Origin of the sequence: Ningiella ruwaisensis, assembly GCF_004798935.1 — a bacterium.
Classification (GTDB): Bacteria; Pseudomonadota; Gammaproteobacteria; order Enterobacterales; family Alteromonadaceae; genus Glaciecola; species Glaciecola ruwaisensis.
On record NZ_RAHT01000006.1, the window covers coordinates 189,939 to 213,037 of the forward strand.

Here is a 23,099-nt window from a genome sequence, read left to right on the forward strand (position 1 = left end):
CTGACGAAAATAGCGATTATATTTAAAGTGCGCTCAGCCCAAACCTCGGTTTGGGCTTTTTTTTATTGTAAATGCGCAGCTAAAAATTGCTGCAGTTCACTGAAAAACTGATGGCGATTTTCTTGCATCGACAAATAGTGGTCTCCATATTCAAATTCAATATATTTCACCGCTTTGTTCTTGTCTTGGAGGGCGTCAACAAACTCACGTGACTGTTTAATATTGACCGATACGTCTTCTGTACCGTGCATTATTAAAAGGGGTGTCTTAATTTTGCTCACGCCGTAAAGAGGAGAACGCGCTTCTAAATCATCTGCATCATCCCCAAATTGCTTGTCACTTTGCAGGTCACCTCCTAGGAACCAACCTTGCTGTTTGGCCAAAAGTTTTAAATCAAACACGCCTGCAAAAGCCACGGCACACTTGAACAAATCAGGCGTTTTAACGGTTGCCATTGCTGCTGCATATCCGCCATAACTTCCTCCAACAATACAGAGCTTTTCGGCGTTGGCTATTCCTTCTTCCACCAGCCAGTTGGTGGCATCTGTAATATCATCCTGCATCTCAAGCCCCCAGGCTCGCATCTGGGCTTTTGCAAACTCATAGCCATAACCTTTTGAGCCTCTAAAGTTTGGCCTGAATACGGCATATCCTTGGTTACTCATAAACGCTACCCAAGTATTAAAACCCGAATAATCGCGCGCGTTCGGCCCTCCATGTGGGAGGATCACAGTAGGATAAGGAGCTTCGCCCGTAAGCGGCAAGGTTAAATACCCTTCTATTTCCAAACCATCTCGAGCTTTGTACTTTACGATTTTGTGATGAGATAATTTGGTGCCTTCCATTTCTGGGTAAGCACTGAATAAAAAGTCGAGTGTATTTTCGTTTCTGTTGCCAATAAAAAAGTCGTCAGGCAGGTTATCTGCTTGCGTATGCAGTACATAAACACTTTCATCTTTATTAAAGCTCAATATGCGATTAAATGAGGTGGGGAAAATTTTATTGAGCGCGTCGTGAAAGGGCATTAGATAATCATCAAAATAGTATCGGCCGTTTGGTGAATGGGCATCATATACGCCAATAACGTCCTTAAGCTTTCTTGAATAAATTAATCCACCCGAAACATCGTAATCATCATGACGAAGCAAAAGCGTACTTTCTTTTGTAGTGAGATCCATTGAAAACAACGACAGTTTATCGTCCTGATAAGCTTTGTAATACATAATGTTCGGATCGGCATCAAAGCCCAGTATTTGCATGCTCGGTTGTTCGTAAGTCTGGTATTCTATGAGCTTTTCAAAATCATCATCGTTTGTCTTTCGATGATATATCCGAGATTCGCCTGTATTATAATTATAAGAAATTCCAATTCTTAAGTTGTGTTGCCTGTCTAGCACCCAACGGCGAATAGACAGTTTGCCTTTTTCAATACGGCTCGTTCGGCCCGTCCGTACATTGAGTTTATACACCGAAGGCATGTGAGGCACGTCTAAATCGACTGCGATAATCACATGCTCAGGGTCTTCGGGCATGAAATCGAGAACCCTATCCTGATATTGCGATGTGTAGGTACCAAATACCTGTACACCTGCATCTCTTCTGGGTTTTACTAATTGTTTAAGCTGAGGATCTTCTTCGCTTAAGTCAATACTAAATAATCGTGTTTGATAAAAACGCGTCCCCTTTACGTTGTCTTCATAGGCTGCGCTTATCAGTAAAACTTCATCATTTGCCCATTCATACCAATTCAGTTTTACTTTTTTATTGTCTGAAGTAAGCACCATCTGGCTTTTACCATCACTTAAATTAGCGACGGTAAGAAGCGTTAAAGGCTCTGGCTCTATCAAATTTTGAGTGAAAGCCAAGAACTTGCCGGAATAGGATAACTCGGGGTCAGCAAAGGCAGGCAATCGGCTGAATGCGAGGGGCTCAAGAGGCGCGTTCTGCACGTCTTCGCTGGCAAGGCCATGGTGAGCACACAAAAGTGCAATGATAATTAACAAAGAGCTGAAAAAACGCATACTAAAGTACTCCCTTACCTGCGTTAATAACTGTGGTGGTAGATTAAGGCGCTAAAATCACCTTCGTTAACAAAGTTATTACATTATTAATAAAGACGTCAAGCATTTGATCATTGGCGCTCGGCTTATTTTCAGCTTTTCAGACTGGGGTTTTATTTTTAGTCCGATTTTGAGGAGCTTAAATTTGATTTCCAAGCTCTGTTTAAGAGGTAATATTTAAGTTGCGCTAGCTAGAATACAAAGAATCCTGAAAATACTTCACGTAGTGCTCAATAAGTTTGTCGTAGCATTTTGCGTCAAATTCATTCAAGTGCAATCGCCGACTTGTTCTTAGCAGTTCAGAAAACCGTTTAATAGCACCGCCCAATCGATTTCTGCGAATAAGCACAAGGTTGTTGTCCATATCATCGCACTTTAGCCCTATCGGAAACTCATCAATAGGCTCGTCAAGCTCCAAACTAACTACATCTCTTTGCTTAACGACTTGCTGGACTAAGCCATTGTTATATTTTTCACCTTCGCTGCTTAATGTGCGCTCTATTTCTGACTCTAAAAGCAGAATAAAGTCAGCGATGTGAACTGGTACTTCAATCGAAATATGCATGAAATGGGAAAACAACGATTCTTTGCAAAAATTTATGCTAAGCATACGCAAATAATGTCTACAGCCAAGTAAAAAATGAGATTAAGTTTCTTTGCTTATCAGATCGCTCACTTAAAGCCTGCTGACGCTTTGATTTTCTTGCCAAAGACTATGGAAGATATTGATTTAAATACCTAAATAACTGTTGGATTTTTAGGCTCTTGCGCTTAGGTTTGTTTCCTAACGTCTCAGTGTTGTGCTTGCGCTGTGGACTGATTAATGTTGTTAGGCATTTCTGCAAACATTTTAATATCTGCTAAAGAAATCCTGATGCTGAAAAATGTTTATGGCATGGTGTTGAGCCAGCAATTTTTGATATTTGGCTTTGTGAATAGCATGTGCTCCCTCTTCTCAATAACCCAAAAACAGTTTGAGTGCCTTTGATAAATCTAAGAATTAAACCTAATCATGTATTTTCATACCTTGCGGAAATTGAGATTTGATAAGTTCTGGTTAAATAGCGCAAACAAGCATGTATATGTTCAAACATGTAAAAACACTCTCCTTCATCCTTATTTTGTTTATTTTCAGCCTGCTGCTGGCAGTTCATTTAGACAATAACAAAATTTCTTTACCGTCTTTTATATCAAACTGTTTATCATCGATAGAGGCCTTATTTAGCCGTACAGGCGATGTTATCAGCGCTGAGATAGTTGAAGAAGAAACACCCAATAAACAAAGCGAACAAGCGGTGCCACCTGAAGAACTTTCTAAGTCTAGCAAACATATGCAACTGCCAAATGAACTGGGAGCTTATTCGGTTGCTTGTACCGACAAAATTAATGCACCTCGAGCAAAAACTATTTTCACATGGGTAGATGAACAGGGCGTTCGCAATGTAAGCGACACACCTCGTAAAATTGATAATGCGACGGAATTTAAAATTTTAAAACACATTCAACCCCAGAAAGTTTCGATACAGTATTCGGGGGACAGCAATCTAAAAAACATACACTATAAAATAAGCCAACGCATAGTGTCAGCCAAAGCGTTTTTTGCCAAAGTAACGCCTGAGCACTTAATTGTACCAGTGCAAATTAATTTGAGTTTGGTCTCAGATATGCAGGCGTATTCGCGCTTAAGTCATTCAGCTTCGGTTAAAAATGCGCAAGGCTTTTACCAAGCGGGTAAGAATAAAGCGATAGTGTTAGCTCAAAATGATGTGCAAACCATCAACACTGCCGTTCATGAAGCGATTCACGCTATAAATCGTCACTGGTTTGGTCGTATGGCCAGGTGGTTGAACGAAGGTATTGCTGAAAATGCAGAGCTTGATTGGCAGCAAGATGCTTTAAATAGCGAATGGCAAAAGCATTTACACAAGCAGACGCTTGGTTTAAAGCAAGTGTTTGAATCTACTGAAAATGATTGGTCTAATTTGGCAACTCGCCCGCACTTGTATAACACAAGCAGAGCTTTTGTCGCCTTTTTAATGGATAAGCATCGAAGCACCCTGATCAGGCTATTATTGCAAGAATCTGAAAATGGCTGCCAGACTATTAATACAGCAGACATAGAGCGTATCTACGGCGCTTCGGTTATTAACATACAACGAGATTTTGATAAATGGAGGAGGATAAAGGCGTAGGTTTATTAAAAAAATCCCGTCTTTGCAGGATATTGATTATTTGGAGAAGAGAGGCATGAATCACAAAACGCTTATGCGTTTTGTTCCCCTTCGGGCTTCGCGCTAACGCGCTCATTTCAAGTTACTTGATCGCAACTTGTCGAACCTCAGGCTTCAAACCAAATCATCCCTCTCAACCAGATACTAAAAACCCCGCTAGTGCGGGGTCTTTAGTATCTGGCGGAGAGAGAGGGATTCGAACCCTCGAAGGGCTATTAACCCTTACACACTTTCCAGGCGTGCGCCTTCAGCCACTCAGCCATCTCTCCGGAATTTGCTTTGCCTTTTTAAGCGAGCGCGAATGTTAGTCAAAACGGCCTAAACTTGCAAGACAAAATCGCGTAAACCATTAGGTAAATAGAAAAAACAGCAGTACTATATGCACCTTTTTTAGGCATATAGATTAGGCGCTAAATTGAACACTGATGAGCCAGTCTTTCACTATCTTTTTTTGTGAGCCAATTTATCTATGAATCACCCCTCTATCAAAAGCTATTTTGACTCAAGCATTTGCCAGGCTGAAATCGACAGTATGTTTAGCAAAGGATTATCATACGCCGGTCATCAACTTATGGTCCCTGATAAATACGCCTATCAGGTGCTTCCCTATCAGCACGATCGCTACGTGCTATTTAATCAGGGTGAGCATTTCGAACTAATATCAAACGTATGTTTGCACCGTCAGGCAAAGCTGCTTGAAGGCTCGGGCAGAGCGCGAAACATTGTATGTAAAGTACACTGCTGGGGTTATGATCACCTTGGCACACTAAAAGGTGCGCCGCAGTTTAAGCCGCAACCGCAAGGTCAACTCGATAAAACACCTTTAAATGCGTGGAATGGACTTTTGTTTAAAGGGCGCACGCCAAATTTTGACTTGGCGGAACACGGATTAGATACCTATATTAATTTTGATGAGTATTTTTATGCAGGTTGTGAAAGCGCCCAGTATAACTTTAACTGGAAAACCTTTGTTGAGATATATCTGGAGAATTATCATGTTTCGTCCATGCACCCGGGGCTTCGTCATTATGTAACTCCCGACGAGCTGGAGTGGGCGTTTGGAGACGATTTTTCTGTGCAAAAAGTCGGCCTTGGTAAAAACCTGCAAAAACCTACAACTCCATATTACCGCGAATTTCAAGACGCGCTTGTAAAACGTTTTGGTGATGCTTTGCCAAAATATGGTGCAATCTGGTGTTTCATTTACCCAAACATCATGATTGAATGGTATCCAGATGTTCTGGTAATCAGCACCATTTTCCCTAAGGGTCCTCGTCAATGTGTGAACCACGTTGAGTTTTACTACCCTTCGGCGCTGTATCAGGCTTCACCCGATTACTTTGCATCAGAAAAGCAGGCGTATATGGAAACCGCAGCTGAAGACGAGCAAGCTTGTCTTTTATTAGAGCAAGGCAGAGAAGCACTGTATTTATCGGCTGAGGAAGCTCACGGGCCAATTGAAGGCTTTTTAGAAGCTGGTGTGTCGCATTTTTATGCGTTTTTGGCAAAACAATCCTAACTACTGAATAAGCGAAGTGATGCTACCAATTTTACGAATTTTAATTGTTGAATTAAACGAATCTTCATTGGAACTAACCGCTGACAATCTTAAAAATGCCGTTCGTTCTTTTGAACGAAGCGATGTAGACATTGAAGTGGTTTGTGCACAAAAACCCCAGGAAGCACTCGATATTATTAGAGAAGACGGCGACATTCAGGCTGTGCTGCTCGGCTCTAGCTTAAACGATACGGCTGAGCGTTCTTTACCTTTGTTAAATCAAATAAAAGAAATCCGGCACGAGCTACCCGTTTACATAGTAGATGATTCTGACAAGGGCTTAGATATCGTTACTATTTCAAATAAAATTGAAGCGCTGTTTTATCATGATGATGTAGTTTCAGACCCTGAAGCCATCTTGGGCTATATTTTAAATGATTTTGATGACCGCTCTGAAACGCCCTTTTGGACAGCCTATAAAAAGTATGTAGCCGAAAACAACGATTCATGGCATACCCCCGGCCATAACGGCGGCGCCAGCTTTAGAAACTCGCCCTACATCAGCGACTTTTATCGCTTTTACGGACGCAATATGTTTGTCAGCGATTTATCGGTGAGTGTTGATTCATTAGGCTCGCTCACCGACAGTACAAACGCGATAGGCAAAGCACAAAAGAGCGTGGCGCAAACCTTTGAGGTGAATCATTCGTTTTTTGTCACGAACGGCTCATCTACCTCCAACAAAATCATTTTGCAAACTCTGTTACGCGAGGGTGATAAGGTCATTGTTGACAGAAACTGCCATAAATCAGTGCATTACGGCATGATCCAGGCGCGAGCCATGCCGATTTATCTCGACAGTGTCCTTAACAAAGACTACGGCATTTTTGCACCGCCTTCATTAACGCAGTTAAAAGAGAAAATTCAGCAGCACCCTGACGCTAAGCTTATCATTCTGACCGGCTGTACTTACGACGGTTTGCTAACTGACTTAAAACAAGTGGTAGATGCTGCGCACGAGCACGGCATGAAGGTGTTCATTGATGAAGCCTGGTTTGCTTACTCTTTGTTTCACCCTGCATTCAGGCATTATTCTGCCATTCAAGCAGGCGCAGATTATGTGACGCATTCTGCGCATAAGGTGGTTTCGGCCTTTTCTCAAGCTTCCTACATTCATATTAAAGATCCTGATTTTGATTTGGATTTCTTTAAAGAAATTTACGCTATCCATACCAGCACTTCACCTAAATATCCGCTGATGGCCTCACTTGATGTATGCAGTAAACAGCTAGAAATGGAAGGATATAAGATTTTAAATAATCTGTTGCGCAACGTCGAAGAGCTAAGGCAACAGGCTAAACGCTTTAAGCGGATAAAAATATTAGACAAAAGCGATTTTGCCAACGCATTTGAGCATTTTGAGACTGACAATATCGGCCACGACCCGCTGAAAATACTCATTGACGTGTCTCAACTGCAATATTCTAATCATGAAATTCACCGTTTTTTAATGGATGAAGTTGGCCTGGAAATTGAGAAATTTACCCATAGCACCTTATTGGTCTTGTTAACTTTAGGTGGCATGAAAGCAAAAATCGTCAGGCTCTTTAATGCACTTAATAAACTCGATGAAGGCCATGTAGCACTTCAAAAAAGCAAGCGCAAATTTCAATTGCCCGATACCATTCCGCCAATTGACTTAAGTATGTTACCGGCCACCGCATTTTTTGGTGAGCGCGAGTCCATTTTACTGACTGAAAGTGTAGGACGAATTGCCGCAGCGCTTATCACGCCCTACCCGCCTGGAATACCGCTATTGGTACCCGGCCAAAAAATCTATAAAGAGCATGTGGATTACTTGCATTCTTTGTCGAGTCAAAAACTTACCATTCAGGGCGTTAATGACGGTGAACTTTACGTGCTGGCGGGAAATTAATAATGTAATCATTTCCGATTTGCAAACATAATCTCGGCTAACAGCAAGGACAGTATAAAGATGCCAACTGGTGCCGATACTTTACTTACGTCAGCGTAGGAATCGGTCAAAACCTAATATTTAAACAAGTGACTTTGCTCAGCATTAAACCAAAATGCAATTACATTTTTCCTGCATGCTCACCAATTCTATCCCATTGTAACTTCATCTCTTTTAGCACAAGCTTTAGCGGCTGGTATTCTATATTATCCTTGAAAAACGGGGCATGTCTTGTAACAAATGGAAAGGCACAGAAGCCGAGTTTGACCGCGCTGTTTAACCACAAAATCGCTTCGTCAGAATCGCCAATGTGCGCGTAGGCAAACGCCAGGAAGCGAGCAAACATTTCATTTGTTTTGGCAGTCTCAATTTGCTCTTGACTAAGATTTATTTGCCTGCCTGACTGGTCAGGTTCAGTACAAAAAACCCTAGCTAACATAATGGCGAGCGATGGGGCGCATTCATTTTGCATTTGAAGCGATAATACCTTTTGCTTATCGTACCGATTGTTTAAAGCGTAGACCCATGCTAAAAACATCTTCGCAATATCGTTTTGCGTATCCATTTCAAACATTCGCTCGTAATGAACTACGGCGGCATCAAATTCACCTAGTATTATATGATACCAACCGGGCAAGCAGCGGCTGACAGGCGTGAGAGGATCAATTATTTGTAAACGCCGTATAAGAGGAAGTGCAAGTCTGGCATGACCACTGATCAAATAGCAATTTGAAAGCAGTCCAAGTACGTCGGGATCATTATTGTGCTTGTATACTGCCAGTTTCAGCGATTCAATGGCCTTTATTGTTTTTCCACAGGCATATTCAAACCAACCGCTAAGCATAAAAGTGTAGTATTCATTTGCTTTGTCAACCTTAAGTTGTTCAAGGATTGTTTCGACTTTATTTAGCGGCGTCAGAGAACAGTCAATGCCCGCTTCTCGGAGTTGTAGATATGTCCTTCCCAAGTTTGCCAGAATGATACCGTTTTTACCCACCAAATGCTGTGCACAATGCAATAACTCCAATGCTTTTTTGATGGATTCTGGTTGCCATCTCATCGATTCTTGTCTGGCTTGGTGTAAATATTCCCAAGCACTCTGATTAAAAATACGATTATGAGATTGTGACAGGAATTCTCCCTCCACATCAGAAATTGCTAAACATGATACAATGTCGGCCGTTGATCTTTCTCGCAGTGCTTCATAGCTTGATCTTGTTTCACTATAGGACTTGCTCCACTGAACACTATGTGTAGTGGCATTTATTAAACGAAGCTTTAGCGTTATCTGCTCTTTATCAAGCCTAATGCTTCCTTCGATAAAGAAGTTTAGATTCATTTGTTCAATAGTTGCCTTTCGTTTTTCGTCATCAGTAGGTAAGTATTTCATAGAAGAATAACTAATTACGGTGAAAGACTGCAGTGAAGCAAGATCGCTGATAATATCTTCGCAGAGCGCATCACGTATGTATGACTGCTCGGTAGCAGCATCTCGCAATTCAAAAGGCAAGATCGCGACTTTATATGTTGACTTATTAAGACTTACAAGTTCGTTGCTTTTTGAACTTTTGGATTCAAACCAAATGTCCAGTTCATGCTGGTAAGCAGCAATCCTGGCCCCCCTTATATGACTGTGGCGATGGACTGGCATTCCTTCATTCGCTTCCCAGCGCCGCACAGTTCTTTCACTGCAATCGAAATAGCGAGCAATCGCTTTCCAGGATTGAAGCTTTTTATTCATCTTAATTCGTGTCCATTTCGCTAGGTTTCCGCTTAAATTATGCATTAATCTCAGGTTTTTCTTTCAACCTTTATCATATAAAGAAACGAAAAGAGTGACTACCATTTGTCCGCTTGTGTCCGCTCTTGTCCATTTTAAAGAGCCTGCATCGGCGTTAATGTATTCATAATCAACTATGATCACAGAGCAGGAACTAATATGTTGGATTCATTTGGTATAAAAAAATTTTTAGTTTTTTCAATCGCGCTTTTTTTTGTTCAAAGTTCGATGTCTCAAGCTGAAGAGTTGTCGCGCTTTCAGCGAGCGAAATGGCAACTAGTGTCTGGCACCGCCACACATTATTTTCCAGGAAGTATTTTGCACAGCTCAACGGCCACGGAGAGAGGTAAAGTAGATATGAGTACCGAAACAATTGATCTCTTCGGTGATCTAAGCGGACGTATTTTATATCACGTTCGTTCAGAGTTTGATTTCGTCAATGGCACCTTAAAAAATACAGGGATTCAAGTGTTTTCAGGCACAGTGAATGGCTCAGAACCCATACTACTTCTGGACGATGACTTTATCTTTAAAGTTAATCTGGATTCAGGTGAAACGCGAGGTAAAGTTTTTCTTACTAAACGCCTAGATGGACATAAAACAGAATGTTTTCTGAATGTGATTGGCGTTGGTTTTGATGATCAGGGCAACGGCTTGGCAAACTACTCCGGGCGGTGTCGTGTTAAATAATCAAATTATGGCAGATTAACACTGCCTTTATTTCGGATCGCAATTTACTGCGGATTGGCGTGGTTTCTCATTTAACAAGGGTAATATGTTTTCAAAGCGAATAATTTCAGCGTAAACCAGCGCAATGAACGGCAGGTTGACAGCGTTAGTTAAAGTTTTGTACTAGGGTAAGTAAGCTGCTTTGATCACTTGCTTCCGTCAATCAACTTGATATTGTAAGCGGGAAAAGCCGCATCACAGGTCATCAGCTCCAGACCCTCAGCTTGCGATTGAGCTACAACATTCGATCGAAAGGATCTTTGTGTATTCTGTTTGTTTTTGGGTGGATTACATCAAGCATAGAGCCTGCTTTTTGAGCATGGAAAAACGAAATAGGTAATTTTAGAAAACCTTTGTCCTCGCTTATCTGCTCAATATCTTCAGGCGCATTTAGTGCACCAAGATCCGTTTTAATTCAAATTTCCCACACACTTGCAGCACTCAAGTAAACCTCATTTCTAGGGTTAGCAATGATTGATTTTGAACGTGTCCCTAGACGCTCATGCTCTGAGTTAGATATCCACCAGAGAAATATGTGAGTATCCAATAGCACTCGCTTCAAAGCTTATTCTCCCGAAAAGGAAGCCGCTATCTCGTCATCCTTACTTTCAAAGCTCGACATATCAATATCATATCCACCAGGAGTTCTTTCTTTAACTTCGGTATGAGGCACAAGATCAACAAACGGCTTGCCAGCCTTAGCGATGACAACCGTTTCACCGGAATTAGCAAGTTCCGCCAACTGAGACAGCTTGCTTTTTGCTTCATGCATATTTGCTTGCACAATGATAAACCTAACTTCGCTATACTTAGCTACAATATAGCCTGATCGTTCAATTTGTTCAGTAAATTATTATGACGAGCATGAACAAAAATCATTAACTCGATAAAAGCTATTCTCCACTCTACGCATTTTTTTGCCAGGCTCTGATTTGTAGATAAAAATCAGATGGGGAGAGAACCAACATGTAATCGCCTTTGCCATCCATTCCACTTTTATGCTTCAAAGTCAGACAATGGCGCTTATATGAGTCTGTGTTTATGCTCAATAATTAAATTAGTCTTTTTTAACGATCTAGTCTTTAATTAATATCGATTTATAAAAGGAGATGACTATGAGTTACACAGATGGTTTTGTTGCCGCCGTGCCAACAAATAAAAAATCCGAATATATTGCCTTTGCTAAGAAAGCCGCTGATATATTTAAGGAATATGGAGCACTATCCGTTGTTGAGAATTGGTCGGATGATGTGCCGGAAGGAAAAGTGACGGACTTTGCTCGCGCAGTAAAATTAGAAGAAGGTGAAGCAGTCGTTTTTTCCTGGGTCACCTGGCCAGACAAAGCCACTCGAGTGACTGCATGGGAAAAGGTCATGCAGGATCCAAGAATGCAAGATGATGAAATGCCTTTTGACGGCAAACGCCTTATATATGGTGGTTTTGAAAACGTTTTGGACGTGTAAACGCTTCTAATATGCTAGCGTTTAGCTCGAAACAATGAGTTATCGATAAAGCGCAGCGCCATACAGTCGCTGTCTTTATTGATGACTTTTTTTGTGTCCACTCGAGTGCAAGCACCTGCATAGGTGCCACCCGCCGTAAATGTGCAAAGCTGTACATAATGCTGCTCCAGTTTAGGTAGTAGATAAAAAGCCTGATAAATCTGATCTTGTGAGTCGAATTTGCCTCCGGTACTTTCAAGCACTTGTTGATTGGCATCTACTACTGAAATATTTGCGCCACATCGGCCCACTATTGGCTTGGCAACATAACCGCTTTGTTTGAGCTCCGGAGTCAATTGAAAGCTTGCGTTCAAGAGCCACTGATTTTGTGGAAACAACTGCGAAAGTATGGGCAAAATCGCCTTGTTGCTGGGTATTAGTGACCATAAAGGCTCATACACCATAATATCATCATGAAACAGCACATCACTTAACTTCACAGCGTTTGGATTGGCTAAATGCGATGATACGGGCTTTGTCGATGCGCTTTGAGAACTAATGTCACTTACACTTGCGCTGTTTGCAGTCAACTCTTCTCGAATTTGATCCAGGGCGGTTTCCCAGGCCCACGTTTTCCAAACGCGTTTTACTTTACGCTTGTTTGCGTCAACAATGTCCCCATCAATAAGCGCAAGACCTTGCGTTTTAAGTACCATCGTGGTTTCAATACCGGCGCTTTCAATAATACTTTGCATGTAATATGCGTGATAAAGCTCTTCAGGGTCATCATCATACATAATATGCACATGGCCTTGCTCTTTACTTTCGCGCCATTTTTTAATTAACGATTGCGATAAACCAGCCCCTGCATCAGTACCGGTATCCAAGTGATGATGCTTAGCCCATTTGCCCTGTATTTTCGCTGTTTCCATGTAGCAGGAAGCAGAGTCACAGTTATACTCATACACTTTTAAACCTTGATCCGACAAGGCAAAGTCAAAGCGACTGGTAACAAGCTCTTCTTGCCTGTTTTCCCAAGAGCGACGCAATTTGGGCAAAATTTCTTCTGGTAAATTAAACTTCGACAGCAAATGAGCTTGCGACAATACGTAGTGCGTCGCATAAATAAACATCTCATGCAATTCATTCGTAGCGTGTTCTAACTGCGTCGCAGTACGCCCAGAGACACAAAAAAATGCATGTTTTCGGTCTGGATGCTCAGATAAGCCATGAAACCCGTAAGCTTTAACGTAAGCATCTTCATCTTCGTTTGCGATGTTGAGCCAACTGTTATTTGAATTGGGATTTGCCAGTCGGTGCAGCTGAATGCCCTGAATGCTTGGATCTTGCGTCTCATTTTGCGTGCTAAGGCTTGCATCGCTGGTTTGCAACATCCAGCCCAGTATTTCAGTATCGGCAAAAGTACAGGATATCCAATATCGCCCCTGCTCGTCTTCTTTAGCCCTAAGCTCACGCGAATACTTGGTGCCTTTCGCCCAAGGTGTAAAATGAACGTTCTGTTCAGCCACACGCACAAAATGATCACTTACCTCAGTGACAATCGCAACATGGCCGGTATGTTCAAATTCACCGCCTTCTTCCCAAATTAACAGAGCGCCAGCTTGCGGTCGCTTAAGGCTTCCGTTCTCATAAGCCTGAAGCGGCAGTTTTTGTTGGGTTTCGACGTGGGTAAGATGCCTGAATTTGAAAATTTCGTAGGCCATTCCCACATCATCAAAGATGCAACCGGTATTGACATACAACCAGCGTCTTGCAAATTCAACGCACTGCCATTTATAGCCGAAATAGAGATTGCCCGCACAGTGGCGAAGCGAAGACCGTGAAGGATATTGTGATTCATCTAGCGTATCATAATCGCAGCAATAAGCTTCCACACCGCCTGGCGCGATGCCCAAAACCTCACCAAATTTGGCATCAGCCTTTGTGTGTTGAGTCACTAAGATCTTAAGCTGGCAGAAAAATCAAGCATGCGATTGAGCGGGATCATCGCACGTTTGCGCAAAGCTTCATCTACAAAAATTTCTTTGCCTTGGGCATTTAGTAAAGCTTGATGCATGGCCTCTAAACCATTCATTGCCATCCAGGGGCAATTTGCACAACTTTTACAGGTTGCACCATTACCTGCGGTAGGCGCTTCAATAAGCGTCTTATCAGGCGCTAGCTGCTGCATTTTATAGAAAATGCCCTTATCTGTTGCAACAATAAAAGTATCGTTAGGAAGCGTTTGAGCGGCCTTTATAAGCTGAGAAGTAGACCCTACGGCATCAGCCATCTCCACCACGCTAGCTGGCGATTCAGGATGCACCAGAACAGCAGCATTTGGATAAAGATGCTTTGCAGTTTTAAGTGCTTGAGCAGAAAACTCATCGTGCACAATACACTCACCGTTCCACATGAGCATATCCGCGCCTGTTTCTTTTTGAATATAAGCACCAAGATGCCTGTCAGGTGCCCAAATAATCTTTTTGCCCTGGCTGTCGAGATGCTCAACAATCTCCAGTGCTATTGAGGAAGTAACCACCCAATCAGCACGCGCTTTTACGGCTGCTGAAGTATTTGCATACACAACAACGGTTCGGTCTGGGTGTGCATCACAAAACTCGGTGAACTCCTTCTCCGGGCAACCTAAATCAAGCGAGCAAGTTGCTTCCAGGGTTGGCATGATCACTTTCTTTTCAGGACTCAGTATTTTGGCCGTCTCACCCATAAACTTAACGCCTGCCACCACAAGCGTTTCTGCACTATGGTCTCGACCAAAGCGCGCCATTTCAAGCGAATCAGACACACAACCACCCGTTTCCTCAGCCAAGGCCTGGATAACCGGGTCGGTATAATAATGCGCAACCAGCGCAGCATTGTTTTGTTTAAGAAGTGCTTTGATATCCGCTTTTAAAGCATCCGCCCTATCCTGAGTGAGCTTTTTAGGTTTTTCAGGGAAAGGAAATGAAATAGGCGCAATGCGCTCAGCTACATTCATAATCAGTAAATGTTTTTAAGTGGTCCGAGTATTATACCCGTGTGTCATAAAAAGTTCACCTTTAGCGCTTTAAATTTCATTTTAATTACCGCTGATAAATGTAATTAGAAGAAATGCTATTAAATTGTTAAAGGAATGCGGGATAAATGCGGCAAGAACAGCTATCCAGAACCCTTTGGGATACCAATTCACAAACGCATAATTAAAAATTATAAATCCACACAAAGTACCTAAAAATCGCTCTACATCAAATAAACCATGCAATATAGCCCATAAAAGAGCTGATAAATAAATGATTTGAGTGGGACTTAACTTACTTCGAAGGAGAAGGCAAACAAATAAACCGAGCAAAACCGATTCAAACATCGGTGCAAAAAGTATTAGCTCAATAAAACTTAATTCAAATAAAGGTTCATGATCTGCCGTTTGCACTTGCGTTGTAAATACAAGATGTGTAACCAAGGTCGCAAAAAAAGAAGCTAACAAGTTGCCTGCTACAGCCAAAATAGAAGCGACACAAGCATACTTAAAAAAATATTGCTTATTTTTATTTTGAGTTGATTCAAGAGTGATGCAGATCATATTTAGTAATTTTGAGTGTTTTAAAATATAAAAATTAAAGTGCGGTACAAACCGCACAACTTGGATCTTTACTCAATTCCATTTGATACGTCGATTAAAGTTGTCCATTTGACCTCCACTACTTCGACGGGGAGGCGGAGTTATCTCACTTATAGCTGTCTCTAATACACTATAGGCTGCTCCGCTACCCAACCATTTAAAGAAATTCTTTACAAGCGCAGCGCGTGCACCAACTACCTTCTCTATATCTGCATGTTGAATAATTTCCATATTGATGTTTCCTTATTTAATCCACTGTTGGAAAAAGCATAATAAGCCAAAAACAGTATGATTAAACTGTACCAAATAATTGAAATCATGATCGCTTAAGAGACCACTTTCTTGGATGGACATAGATGGTGCAATAAGAACGTTAAGAACGAGCGTATTCCATTTTAATGTGCCTCATTGCATTTGAATGGAGCGCTGAAAATCACTTATTCGCTATAAACAGCCTAGATATAAAAGTGTCGAAGTACATGGATGTACTTCGTCAAGCGGTCATGGACGACGCATAGCGTCTTTTATATCTAGGCTGTTTATAGCGAATAAGTGATTTTCATAAGCGGAATGAGTGGTGGGTCGTGCTGGATTCGAACCAGCGACCAATTGATTAAAAGTCAACTGCTCTACCAACTGAGCTAACGACCCACTTAAATCTTTGCGCAGGCTGCAAAGGGCTTGCATACTGCGTTGGTTGTTTTAGAAGTTTCTGGCCTTCGCCACAATGACGAAAAGGTACGTCAAACAATGCACTTCTAGAGATTGGTGGGTCGTGCTGGATTCGAACCAGCGACCAATTGATTAAAAGTCAACTGCTCTACCAACTGAGCTAACGACCCAATCTTTGTAGTGAATACGAGGCTACTTCTTAGCGGTGTATAACTACACGTTTCAACATCTGCCGCAACGGGCGCATATAATACTTAAAACGAACCTCGGTGCAACCTTTTAATGCGATTTTTACGATAAAAATCAGCAATCGTGCGGAAAGTGAACAAAGCACTTGGCTAATCGATTAACCGTTAGCCAATTGCTCGTTGGATAAGCGTGCAGGTGTACTGTTCGGATATTCCGATACAACCTGTTCAAAATAGCGCTTTGCCAGCGCCGCATTACCTTGAGATTTGGCAATCATGCCAAGCTTCAACAAAGAATCTGCCCGCTTTGGTGAGTCTGCAAATTTATTTGCTACTTGCTCAAACTGTACCTTTGCTTCTTCCCAACTCTGATTATTGTACAACAGCTGGCCGAGCCAATAATGCGCATTATCGGTCAAGTCAGATTGTGGATATCGAGATAAAAAACTTTGAAAGGCAGGAATTGCTCGTTCGTAATCGCGCTCTTGCAATATTAAATTTACTGCTGCTTGATACGCATCTTGCTCGCTTTGTGCAGGTACAGACACGGGCACTTGAGATGCGCTTCCTTGTCCACTGCCGGCAGAGCCGATATTGCCAGCAACGTTAGCGCTTTGTTGCTGCAAATTCTCAAAGCGTCTGTCGAGTTCTAAAAATAACTCTCGCTGTCGCTCCAGAATTTTTTCCAACTGATGATTATGGAGCTCAATTGAGCCTCGTATACCATCTACATCAGCTTGGAGCATATCTAACTGTTGTTGCATACGTTGCTGCGTATTTGAACGGGATTCGACAATTCGCTCAATTACGGCCAAGCGGGTTTCCAAATCAGAAACTGTTGGCGTCGCAGAAGTATTTACGGAACTTGCAGGTGTTTGGCTTTGACTATTGACATCAACAACCGGTGCCTGCGCAAGGCAGGCACCAGAAGCGAGTAACAATAGTGTACTTGTTATAGATAACTTCATCTATTACTGGTAAACCACTACAGCGCGACGGTTTTGAGCAAATGCATACTCAGAGCTACCCATTACCGCAGGCTTTTCTTCACCGTAAGATACAACAGAGATTTGTGAGCCAGATACACCTTCATTCATCAAAAAGGTTTCAACGGCTTGTGCTCGACGCTCACCCAAGGCAATATTGTACTCAGGCGTACCGCGGCTGTCGGTATGACCTTCAATTACCACGTTTTGATTTGGATTTTTTACTAAAAACTCTGCGTGTTTTCTCAAAACCGGGAAAAACTCAGATTTAATAGTAGAGCGGTCAAAATCAAAATAAACGGTTTGTTGCGCTTCAAGCTCAGCTTTTTCTTGCTCTAACATTTCTTTGGCGCGACGCATTTGTTCTGCTGCAGCGGCTTCTGCCTGTGCTTTCGCTTCTGCAGCTTCACGCTCTGCCTGAGCAGCTTGTTCAGCGGCTACGCGGTTACGTTCTGCTTCTAGCTCTTCTTCAGATGGACCTGATGAACACGCCATCAAGGTAATGGCAGGTAGCGCAATTAAAAGCGTTTTAAATTTGTTTTTAGTAAGCATGCTAATAAGTCCTTATTTCTAACGTTCTTTATATTGTTTGCTATGATGTTTTTATCATAACAATATTATAATAAAAATGGTGACCAACTTGGCGATTTTACCTGCCCATTCGCTGCCGGTAATAGCGCTTTAAACCGACCATCTAATGATACAAGTGATAACACTTGCTTCCCTTCATGCAACGTAGAGTAAATAATCATACTCCCGTTTGGTGCAATACTGGGTGATTCATCCAGATAAGTCCTAGTTAACACCAACATATTACCATTTTGCAAGTTTTGTCGTGCAATATGATAATCGCCTTGCGTTCTATTTACGACAACTAAATTCTGGTTGTCGGGTGAAATAGAAGCGCCAAGATTCATTTCCCCTTCAAAAGTAAGCCTCCGCGGACGCTTAGTATCTAAATCTACTTGATAAATCTGCGGTTTTCCACCCCGTTCGGAACTAAATATGAGGCTTTTACCGTCTGGAGACCAACTTGGTTCAGTATCGATGGTCCGATTTCGCGTAATTCTTTCCAATTGCCTGGTGGCCAAATCCATCACGTAAATTTCTGGATTACCGTCTTTGGAAAGCACCATCGCAAGCTTTTTTCCATCCGGTGAAAAGGCCGGTGAACCATTGATACCCGGAAAATCCGTTACCAACTGTCGCTGCGTCGTATAAATATCCTGAATAAAAATCTGCGACTTTTTGTTTTCAAAAGATACGTAAGCCAGTTTATTGCCATCTGGTGACCAAGCAGGCGACATGAGCGGCTCAGGCGATGATAATAAACGGGTTTCGTTTTCACCGTCGTAATCTGAAATGACTAATTGGTATGGTAAGGCATTCGTTTCTCGGTCTCGAACAATGACATATGCAATACGTGTTAAAAATGCTCCGCGCTCGCCGGTAAGCGCTTCGTAAACCACATCGCTGATAATATGTGCGTACTGTCTGAAATCTTCCGCATTGATAATTTTTTCACGTGATTCAATGATGTGATCTTTACTCATCACCAGCTGGCCATTTTGTAATGCTTTTGATTGCCCGCCTGTAATTTGTGCACGAAGCACATCAATCAGCTGAAACGACACTCGATACTGATTATTGCCGCGCGCTTCTATGCTGCCAACAAGTACGGTATCAATACCCTTATCTGCCCAGGCATTGTAGTTCACCTCATCATCTGCTGTGGGGAATTGAGGCATATCTGACAAACCCATTGGGTTAAATTTGCCGCTGCGACGCAAATTGTTTGTGATCACCTCAGAGATATCCTCGGGCAGTGTAGAAGTGCCATTCCATTTAAACGGCACAACTGCAATAGGACGGGCATTGTTCATCCCTTGTGTGATCACAATTTCCAATTTGGCATTGGAAAGATTCGAAAAACTCAACAAAGACAAGACGCATAGCAGCATCAACAATGGTAGAGATAAGCTAGCGCGCGAAACCCCTTTTGTATTCATTATAACTCCGGACTCACTGTAATATTAAAATCTCTAAACTCGGCATACACGGCAGGGTCTTTCGACATCGGCAGTGTAGCAGGACGCAACACGGCGGCACTAGAGGCGCGACATAAGGCGTCGTTACCATCAAGCACACGCACATCTATGACCAATCCATCAGGCGCAAGACGCACATTCAAACGGCAGGTTCTGCCAACAAAGCTCTCAAAATCAAATAAATTCTGAACAATCGTTTGATGAATAAGCGCTTGGTACTTCTCAACCTCACTCATTACCCTGCGCTGATTCGCTGCATTAAGCGCAGCTTGCTCTTGAGCAAGCTGCTCTTCCATTTCGCGCTGTTGCTGCGCCTGGCGCTGTTTTTCTTCTTCTAATTTCCGCTGCATTTCAGCTTCACGCTTGCGCTGCTCTTCCAAGGTTCTTTGACGCTCGGCTTCAGCGCGCTCTTGTGCCTGTTTTTCTTTAAGCGCCTGTTCTTCTCGCTTCTTCTTGGCCGCAGCTTCTGCCTTGCGTTTACGTTCACGCTCGGCAGCTGCTTGTTGCTCTTGCTGACGCTGTTTTTCCAATGCTTTTTGCCTGGCGGCAGCTTCAGCCTGCGCTTGCTGTCGCTTTTGATCCGCAATAGCCTGCGCATCTATAAACACCGCTTGAATCGGCTGGGCAGGTGCCTGGGATGCAAAACTTACGGTGGCCTTTGGCGAAAAACTAACAGACACCACTAAAAGCACCACAACAACAGCATGAAGCGCAATAGAAATCATCAGCGCCTTATTTTCATTCATGAATGAAGCACTAAATAAAGAATCTTTTACATAAGATGAGTCGTCCGCAAGCTCTCTCTCAACCGGTTCACTTATGACCGATTTTGGCGGTTTATTCATCTCATTTAGCTTATCGCTCATTGCGTTTTTGCTTATCGTTTAACATATATTGTTTGCGCCTGCACTCTCGTACACTCATATCCATTTAGGGATTATGCATTCGGGTCGGTCATCAGGCCAACAGAAGGCGCGCCTGAATTTTGTAACAACACCATCAAATCAATCACTTTCTCGTAAGAAATATTTCTATCGCCGTTAACCACCACTGGAATACTCGGATCAACCTGCAAGCGGGTTTTGACAATAGCTGCAATATCTTGGGGCGGCATGGGCGATTCAGGGTTGTCGCCCACATTGATGTAATACTGACCTTGCGCATCAATAGAGACAATCATGATGGTTTCTTCGTCTGTTTCAAGCGTTTGTGCCTGCGCTTTTGGCAAATCGACATTTACGCCTTGAGCAATAACCGAAGCCGTTGCCATAAAAATAATTAGCAATACCAACATAACATCGATATAGGGCACTACGTTCATTTCTGACACTGGGCGGCGTCTGCGTCGTTGATACATGGTAATAGCCTCTGCTTAGTTTCGGCTCGCCATGGCTTGGCGATTAAGAATGGCAGAAAACTCTTCCATGAAATTTCCATACGCGTTTTCAAGCTTTTCGACCTTGGTCGAGAAACGATTGTACGCTACATAGGCCGGAATGGCCGCAAAAAGACCGATGGCGGTTGCGATCAGTGCTTCTGCAATGCCCGGCGCAACCATTTGTAGTGTTGCCTGTTTGACTTGCCCAAGCGCAATAAATGCAGTCATGATCCCGTAAACCGTACCAAGCAAGCCAATATAAGGAGAGATAGAGCCAACCGTCGCTAAAAAGGGTAAGCGAGTTTCCAGCTCGTCAACTTCGCGCGACATTGCAACGCGCATCGCGCGATATGTGCCATCTGTTATCGCTTCTGGCGTTAAATTACCCACCTTTCTTGCACGGACATATTCTTTGAACCCTGAGCAGAAAATGAGTGAGCAACCGAAAATATTGTCTCGCTGTGATAAGTCTGCATAAAGGTTATTGAGGTCGGCTCCCGACCAGAATGAATCTTCAAATTCCCGAAGTTCTGCCTGCGCGGATTTAAGCGCGGCATTTCGCTGAAATATAAACGCCCAGCTAGTAATTGACATGCCCAACAATAAAAGCATGATAAGTTGAACAACAAGGCTGGCTTCCAGTATTAGACTGGCAATTGACATATCAGTGGTCACTGCGCATTTCCCTCAAAAGTTCGCTTGGTATCTTACAGGGCAATTTGGTGCGAGTATCAATGCACCCAATTTTTACCCTTGCTTCAACCAAACATTCATTTTTATTGTTATAAACAGCCTGATCACAAACCAGACTGACACGCTTAATTGTAACTGGCTCACAAGTAACTGTTAAGACCTCATCCAACACAGCGCTTTTACGATAATTAATATTGAGTGCTTTGACGACAAAAGCGATAGATTGTTCCAACAATTTTTGTTGGTCTCCACCGATTGCTCTCACCCAGTCTGAACGCGCCCTTTCAAAGTAGCGCAAATAGTTAGCGTGATACACAATACCACCGGCATCTGTGTCCTCAAAATACACCCTAAATTTTGTATCAAATTTTTTCATGTAAAATTTTTAATAATTTCTGGAAATATGTTAATAAAATGCTAATCACTTTACTATATGCGGACTAGATGAAATTTAGTATTTTATTAGCATTAGATTTTTTAATATCTAAATTAAAATTTATTCACTTGTCTGACCATCAAAAATTCGTAATATACGCATCAAGACGAAGTGAGCAGCTATCTGTTTGTTCGTGTTTCATGGATTCCCTTCCGTTGATTATTTTTAGCCCGCTTTTTGCGGGCTTTTTTTGCGCTTTCTTTGCTCTTTTTTTACGCCTTATTCGGCACACCTTGCTGCGTTTTGGATTTTTGCGCGATTCATAGAGGTTTCAGAGCCTTATCTTCACGTAAAATCAACGCTCTTAAGATCAAGGCTTTTTAATATCAAAGCCTAAATGCAGATACGCGTGATCGGTTGCTATGCGACCTCGGGGCGTACGTTGCAAAAAGCCTTGCTGAATGAGAAAAGGCTCAATCACATCTTCAATGGTTTCTTTTTCCTCACCAATCGCAGCCGCTACGTTTTCTAATCCCACCGGACCACCCGAAAACTTCTCGATGATGGCAAGCAAGAGCTTGCGATCCATAAAATCAAAACCCTGCTTATCAACATCCAGCATATTAAGCGCACTGGCTGCAACTTCGCTGCTTATCACCCCATCAGATTTGATTTCTGCATAATCCCGCACCCGTCGTAATAAACGATTTGCGATTCGTGGTGTTCCTCTACTGCGCTTGGCTATCTCAACCGCGCCTTCCTGATGCATATTTAAATTGAGATAAGAGGCACTTCTGATGACAATGTTGGTCAAGTCTTTAACATTGTAAAATTCAAGTCGCTGGACAATACCAAAGCGATCTCGCAAGGGCGAGGTCAGTGAGCCTGCGCGCGTGGTTGCACCAATAAGTGTAAACGGTGGCAGTTCCAGTTTAATGGAGCGAGCGGCGGGACCTTCACCAATCATAATATCCAGTTGATAGTCTTCCATTGCAGGATATAGCACTTCTTCAACAACCGGACTTAAACGGTGAATTTCGTCTATAAATAATACGTCGTTTTCTTCAAGGTTTGTTAAAAGCGCGGCTAAATCCCCTGCTTTCTCGAGCACCGGACCGGAAGTAGTTTTAATATTCACGCCCATTTCGTTAGCGACAATATTAGCAAGCGTCGTTTTACCTAAGCCTGGAGGGCCAAAGATCAAAAGGTGATCAAGCGCATCTTCTCGCTTGCGTGCCGCTTGAATAAATATTTCCATTTGCTCGCAAACATGATCCTGACCGGCATAATCTTCGAGCATTTTTGGCCGGATGGCTCTGTCAACGGCTTCGTCTTCACCTTGAGCATTTGGCTGGATTAATCGATCCGCTTCTATCATGCATGTCTCACTGTATATTCACCAAAACTTTTTCGCCTAATGTTAG

21 protein-coding genes and 3 tRNA genes are annotated in these 23,099 nt (G+C 42.5%); 5 read left to right on the forward strand and 19 right to left on the reverse strand.

Annotated elements, in window-relative coordinates; translation table 11 throughout:
• Nucleotides 1-62: 62 nt before the first annotated feature.
• Together D6V41_RS13440 and D6V41_RS13445 are read right to left on the reverse strand one after the other, a co-directional pair.
• Entirely contained in the window at nucleotides 63-2,021 is a 1,959-nt protein-coding gene (locus tag D6V41_RS13440; protein WP_136252045.1) for an alpha/beta hydrolase family protein, read from the reverse strand.
• Between the two features lie 226 nt (nucleotides 2,022-2,247).
• Complete coding sequence (locus D6V41_RS13445) at nucleotides 2,248-2,640, reverse strand: hypothetical protein (protein ID WP_136252046.1); 393 nt, start codon at nucleotides 2,638-2,640, stop codon at nucleotides 2,248-2,250.
• A 502-nt stretch (nucleotides 2,641-3,142) separates the two neighbouring features.
• On the opposite strand from D6V41_RS13445, the gene D6V41_RS13450 reads away from it, so the two are divergent.
• On the forward strand, nucleotides 3,143-4,252 hold the full coding sequence (locus D6V41_RS13450; RefSeq protein ID WP_136252047.1) for a hypothetical protein: 1,110 nt from the start codon (nucleotides 3,143-3,145) through the stop codon (nucleotides 4,250-4,252).
• Nucleotides 4,253-4,469: 217 nt separating this feature from the next.
• Here D6V41_RS13450 and D6V41_RS13455 read toward each other — a convergent pair.
• Nucleotides 4,470-4,560, reverse strand: a tRNA-Ser gene (locus D6V41_RS13455).
• Between the two features lie 200 nt (nucleotides 4,561-4,760).
• Between D6V41_RS13455 and D6V41_RS13460 the strand changes: the two genes are divergently transcribed.
• Entirely contained in the window at nucleotides 4,761-5,810 is a 1,050-nt protein-coding gene (locus D6V41_RS13460) for an aromatic ring-hydroxylating oxygenase subunit alpha (RefSeq protein ID WP_136252048.1), read from the forward strand.
• A gap of 19 nt (nucleotides 5,811-5,829) precedes the next feature.
• Complete coding sequence (locus D6V41_RS13465; protein ID WP_136252049.1) at nucleotides 5,830-7,725, forward strand: aminotransferase class I/II-fold pyridoxal phosphate-dependent enzyme; 1,896 nt, start codon at nucleotides 5,830-5,832, stop codon at nucleotides 7,723-7,725.
• A 160-nt stretch (nucleotides 7,726-7,885) separates the two neighbouring features.
• Here the strand turns inward: D6V41_RS13465 and D6V41_RS13470 are convergent, their stop codons facing one another.
• Nucleotides 7,886-9,505, reverse strand: a complete 1,620-nt coding sequence (locus D6V41_RS13470; protein ID WP_136252050.1) for a hypothetical protein — start codon at nucleotides 9,503-9,505, stop codon at nucleotides 7,886-7,888.
• Nucleotides 9,506-9,703: 198 nt separating this feature from the next.
• On the opposite strand from D6V41_RS13470, the gene D6V41_RS13475 reads away from it, so the two are divergent.
• Nucleotides 9,704-10,234: a hypothetical protein gene (locus D6V41_RS13475; RefSeq protein ID WP_136252051.1), complete on the forward strand. Its 531-nt coding sequence runs from the start codon at nucleotides 9,704-9,706 to the stop codon at nucleotides 10,232-10,234.
• A gap of 604 nt (nucleotides 10,235-10,838) precedes the next feature.
• Here the strand turns inward: D6V41_RS13475 and D6V41_RS13485 are convergent.
• Nucleotides 10,839-11,057 (reverse strand): type II toxin-antitoxin system Phd/YefM family antitoxin, encoded by a 219-nt coding sequence (locus tag D6V41_RS13485; protein WP_206663264.1) that lies wholly within the window; start codon nucleotides 11,055-11,057, stop codon nucleotides 10,839-10,841.
• 331 nt (nucleotides 11,058-11,388) lie between these two features.
• Here D6V41_RS13485 and D6V41_RS13490 point away from each other — a divergent pair, with 331 nt between their 5' ends.
• Complete coding sequence (locus D6V41_RS13490; protein ID WP_136252053.1) at nucleotides 11,389-11,736, forward strand: DUF1428 domain-containing protein; 348 nt, start codon at nucleotides 11,389-11,391, stop codon at nucleotides 11,734-11,736.
• Nucleotides 11,737-11,750: 14 nt separating this feature from the next.
• Here D6V41_RS13490 and D6V41_RS13495 read toward each other — a convergent pair whose 3' ends face one another.
• From D6V41_RS13495 to ruvB, 14 genes are all read right to left on the reverse strand, one after another.
• On the reverse strand, nucleotides 11,751-13,673 hold the full coding sequence (locus tag D6V41_RS13495; RefSeq protein ID WP_136252054.1) for a glutathionylspermidine synthase family protein: 1,923 nt from the start codon (nucleotides 13,671-13,673) through the stop codon (nucleotides 11,751-11,753).
• A complete protein-coding gene (nadA, locus tag D6V41_RS13500) occupies nucleotides 13,673-14,713 on the reverse strand; it encodes a quinolinate synthase NadA (protein WP_136252055.1) in 1,041 nt (346 codons plus the stop codon). The genes D6V41_RS13495 and nadA overlap by 1 nt, the downstream gene beginning before the upstream one ends.
• An 81-nt stretch (nucleotides 14,714-14,794) precedes the next feature.
• Nucleotides 14,795-15,352, reverse strand: coding sequence for a hypothetical protein (locus D6V41_RS13505; RefSeq protein WP_136252056.1), 558 nt, complete (start codon nucleotides 15,350-15,352; stop codon nucleotides 14,795-14,797).
• Between the two features lie 15 nt (nucleotides 15,353-15,367).
• Nucleotides 15,368-15,565 carry a hypothetical protein gene (locus tag D6V41_RS18280; RefSeq protein WP_136252057.1) on the reverse strand — a complete coding sequence of 66 codons (198 nt, stop codon included), beginning with the start codon at nucleotides 15,563-15,565 and terminating at the stop codon, nucleotides 15,368-15,370.
• A 344-nt stretch (nucleotides 15,566-15,909) separates the two neighbouring features.
• Nucleotides 15,910-15,985: transfer RNA gene (locus tag D6V41_RS13515), tRNA-Lys, on the reverse strand.
• Nucleotides 15,986-16,100: 115 nt separating this feature from the next.
• Nucleotides 16,101-16,176 (reverse strand) — tRNA-Lys (locus tag D6V41_RS13520).
• Nucleotides 16,177-16,352: 176 nt separating this feature from the next.
• Nucleotides 16,353-17,162, reverse strand: a complete 810-nt coding sequence (gene ybgF / locus D6V41_RS13525; RefSeq protein WP_136252058.1) for a tol-pal system protein YbgF — start codon at nucleotides 17,160-17,162, stop codon at nucleotides 16,353-16,355.
• A 3-nt stretch (nucleotides 17,163-17,165) separates the two neighbouring features.
• Nucleotides 17,166-17,732, reverse strand: coding sequence for a peptidoglycan-associated lipoprotein Pal (gene pal / locus D6V41_RS13530; protein ID WP_136252059.1), 567 nt, complete (start codon nucleotides 17,730-17,732; stop codon nucleotides 17,166-17,168).
• Between the two features lie 65 nt (nucleotides 17,733-17,797).
• Nucleotides 17,798-19,141 carry a Tol-Pal system beta propeller repeat protein TolB gene (gene tolB / locus D6V41_RS13535; protein ID WP_241664551.1) on the reverse strand — a complete coding sequence of 448 codons (1,344 nt, stop codon included), beginning with the start codon at nucleotides 19,139-19,141 and terminating at the stop codon, nucleotides 17,798-17,800.
• 47 nt (nucleotides 19,142-19,188) lie between these two features.
• Entirely contained in the window at nucleotides 19,189-20,094 is a 906-nt protein-coding gene (gene tolA, locus D6V41_RS13540; protein WP_136252061.1) for a cell envelope integrity protein TolA, read from the reverse strand.
• 71 nt (nucleotides 20,095-20,165) lie between these two features.
• On the reverse strand, nucleotides 20,166-20,585 hold the full coding sequence (tolR, locus tag D6V41_RS13545) for a protein TolR (protein WP_136252062.1): 420 nt from the start codon (nucleotides 20,583-20,585) through the stop codon (nucleotides 20,166-20,168).
• Nucleotides 20,586-20,600: 15 nt separating this feature from the next.
• Nucleotides 20,601-21,281 (reverse strand): protein TolQ, encoded by a 681-nt coding sequence (tolQ, locus tag D6V41_RS13550; RefSeq protein ID WP_136252063.1) that lies wholly within the window; start codon nucleotides 21,279-21,281, stop codon nucleotides 20,601-20,603.
• A complete protein-coding gene (gene ybgC, locus D6V41_RS13555) occupies nucleotides 21,271-21,675 on the reverse strand; it encodes a tol-pal system-associated acyl-CoA thioesterase (protein WP_136252064.1) in 405 nt (134 codons plus the stop codon). Before ybgC ends, tolQ begins: the two co-directional genes overlap by 11 nt.
• 370 nt (nucleotides 21,676-22,045) lie before the next feature.
• A complete protein-coding gene (gene ruvB / locus D6V41_RS13560) occupies nucleotides 22,046-23,053 on the reverse strand; it encodes a Holliday junction branch migration DNA helicase RuvB (RefSeq protein ID WP_136252065.1) in 1,008 nt (335 codons plus the stop codon).
• Between the last annotated feature and the right edge of the window lie 46 nt (nucleotides 23,054-23,099).

Bases quoted from the DNA above. Each gene is read 5' to 3' on its own strand.
- D6V41_RS13440 (WP_136252045.1), bottom strand. From the start codon at position 2,021: ATGCGTTTTTTCAGCTCTTTGTTAATTATCATTGCACTTTTGTGTGCT.
- D6V41_RS13450 (WP_136252047.1), top strand. From the start codon at position 3,143: ATGTTCAAACATGTAAAAACACTCTCCTTCATCCTTATTTTGTTTATT.
- D6V41_RS13460 (WP_136252048.1), top strand. From the start codon at position 4,761: ATGAATCACCCCTCTATCAAAAGCTATTTTGACTCAAGCATTTGCCAG.
- D6V41_RS13465 (WP_136252049.1), top strand. From the start codon at position 5,830: ATGCTACCAATTTTACGAATTTTAATTGTTGAATTAAACGAATCTTCA.
- D6V41_RS13470 (WP_136252050.1), bottom strand. From the start codon at position 9,505: ATGAATAAAAAGCTTCAATCCTGGAAAGCGATTGCTCGCTATTTCGAT.
- D6V41_RS13475 (WP_136252051.1), top strand. From the start codon at position 9,704: ATGTTGGATTCATTTGGTATAAAAAAATTTTTAGTTTTTTCAATCGCG.
- D6V41_RS13490 (WP_136252053.1), top strand. From the start codon at position 11,389: ATGAGTTACACAGATGGTTTTGTTGCCGCCGTGCCAACAAATAAAAAA.
- nadA (WP_136252055.1), bottom strand. From the start codon at position 14,713: ATGAATGTAGCTGAGCGCATTGCGCCTATTTCATTTCCTTTCCCTGAA.
- D6V41_RS18280 (WP_136252057.1), bottom strand. From the start codon at position 15,565: ATGGAAATTATTCAACATGCAGATATAGAGAAGGTAGTTGGTGCACGC.
- ybgF (WP_136252058.1), bottom strand. From the start codon at position 17,162: ATGAAGTTATCTATAACAAGTACACTATTGTTACTCGCTTCTGGTGCC.
- pal (WP_136252059.1), bottom strand. From the start codon at position 17,732: ATGCTTACTAAAAACAAATTTAAAACGCTTTTAATTGCGCTACCTGCC.
- tolB (WP_241664551.1), bottom strand. From the start codon at position 19,141: ATGCTGCTATGCGTCTTGTCTTTGTTGAGTTTTTCGAATCTTTCCAAT.
- tolA (WP_136252061.1), bottom strand. From the start codon at position 20,094: ATGAGCGATAAGCTAAATGAGATGAATAAACCGCCAAAATCGGTCATA.
- tolR (WP_136252062.1), bottom strand. From the start codon at position 20,585: ATGTATCAACGACGCAGACGCCGCCCAGTGTCAGAAATGAACGTAGTG.
- ybgC (WP_136252064.1), bottom strand. From the start codon at position 21,675: ATGAAAAAATTTGATACAAAATTTAGGGTGTATTTTGAGGACACAGAT.
- ruvB (WP_136252065.1), bottom strand. From the start codon at position 23,053: ATGATAGAAGCGGATCGATTAATCCAGCCAAATGCTCAAGGTGAAGAC.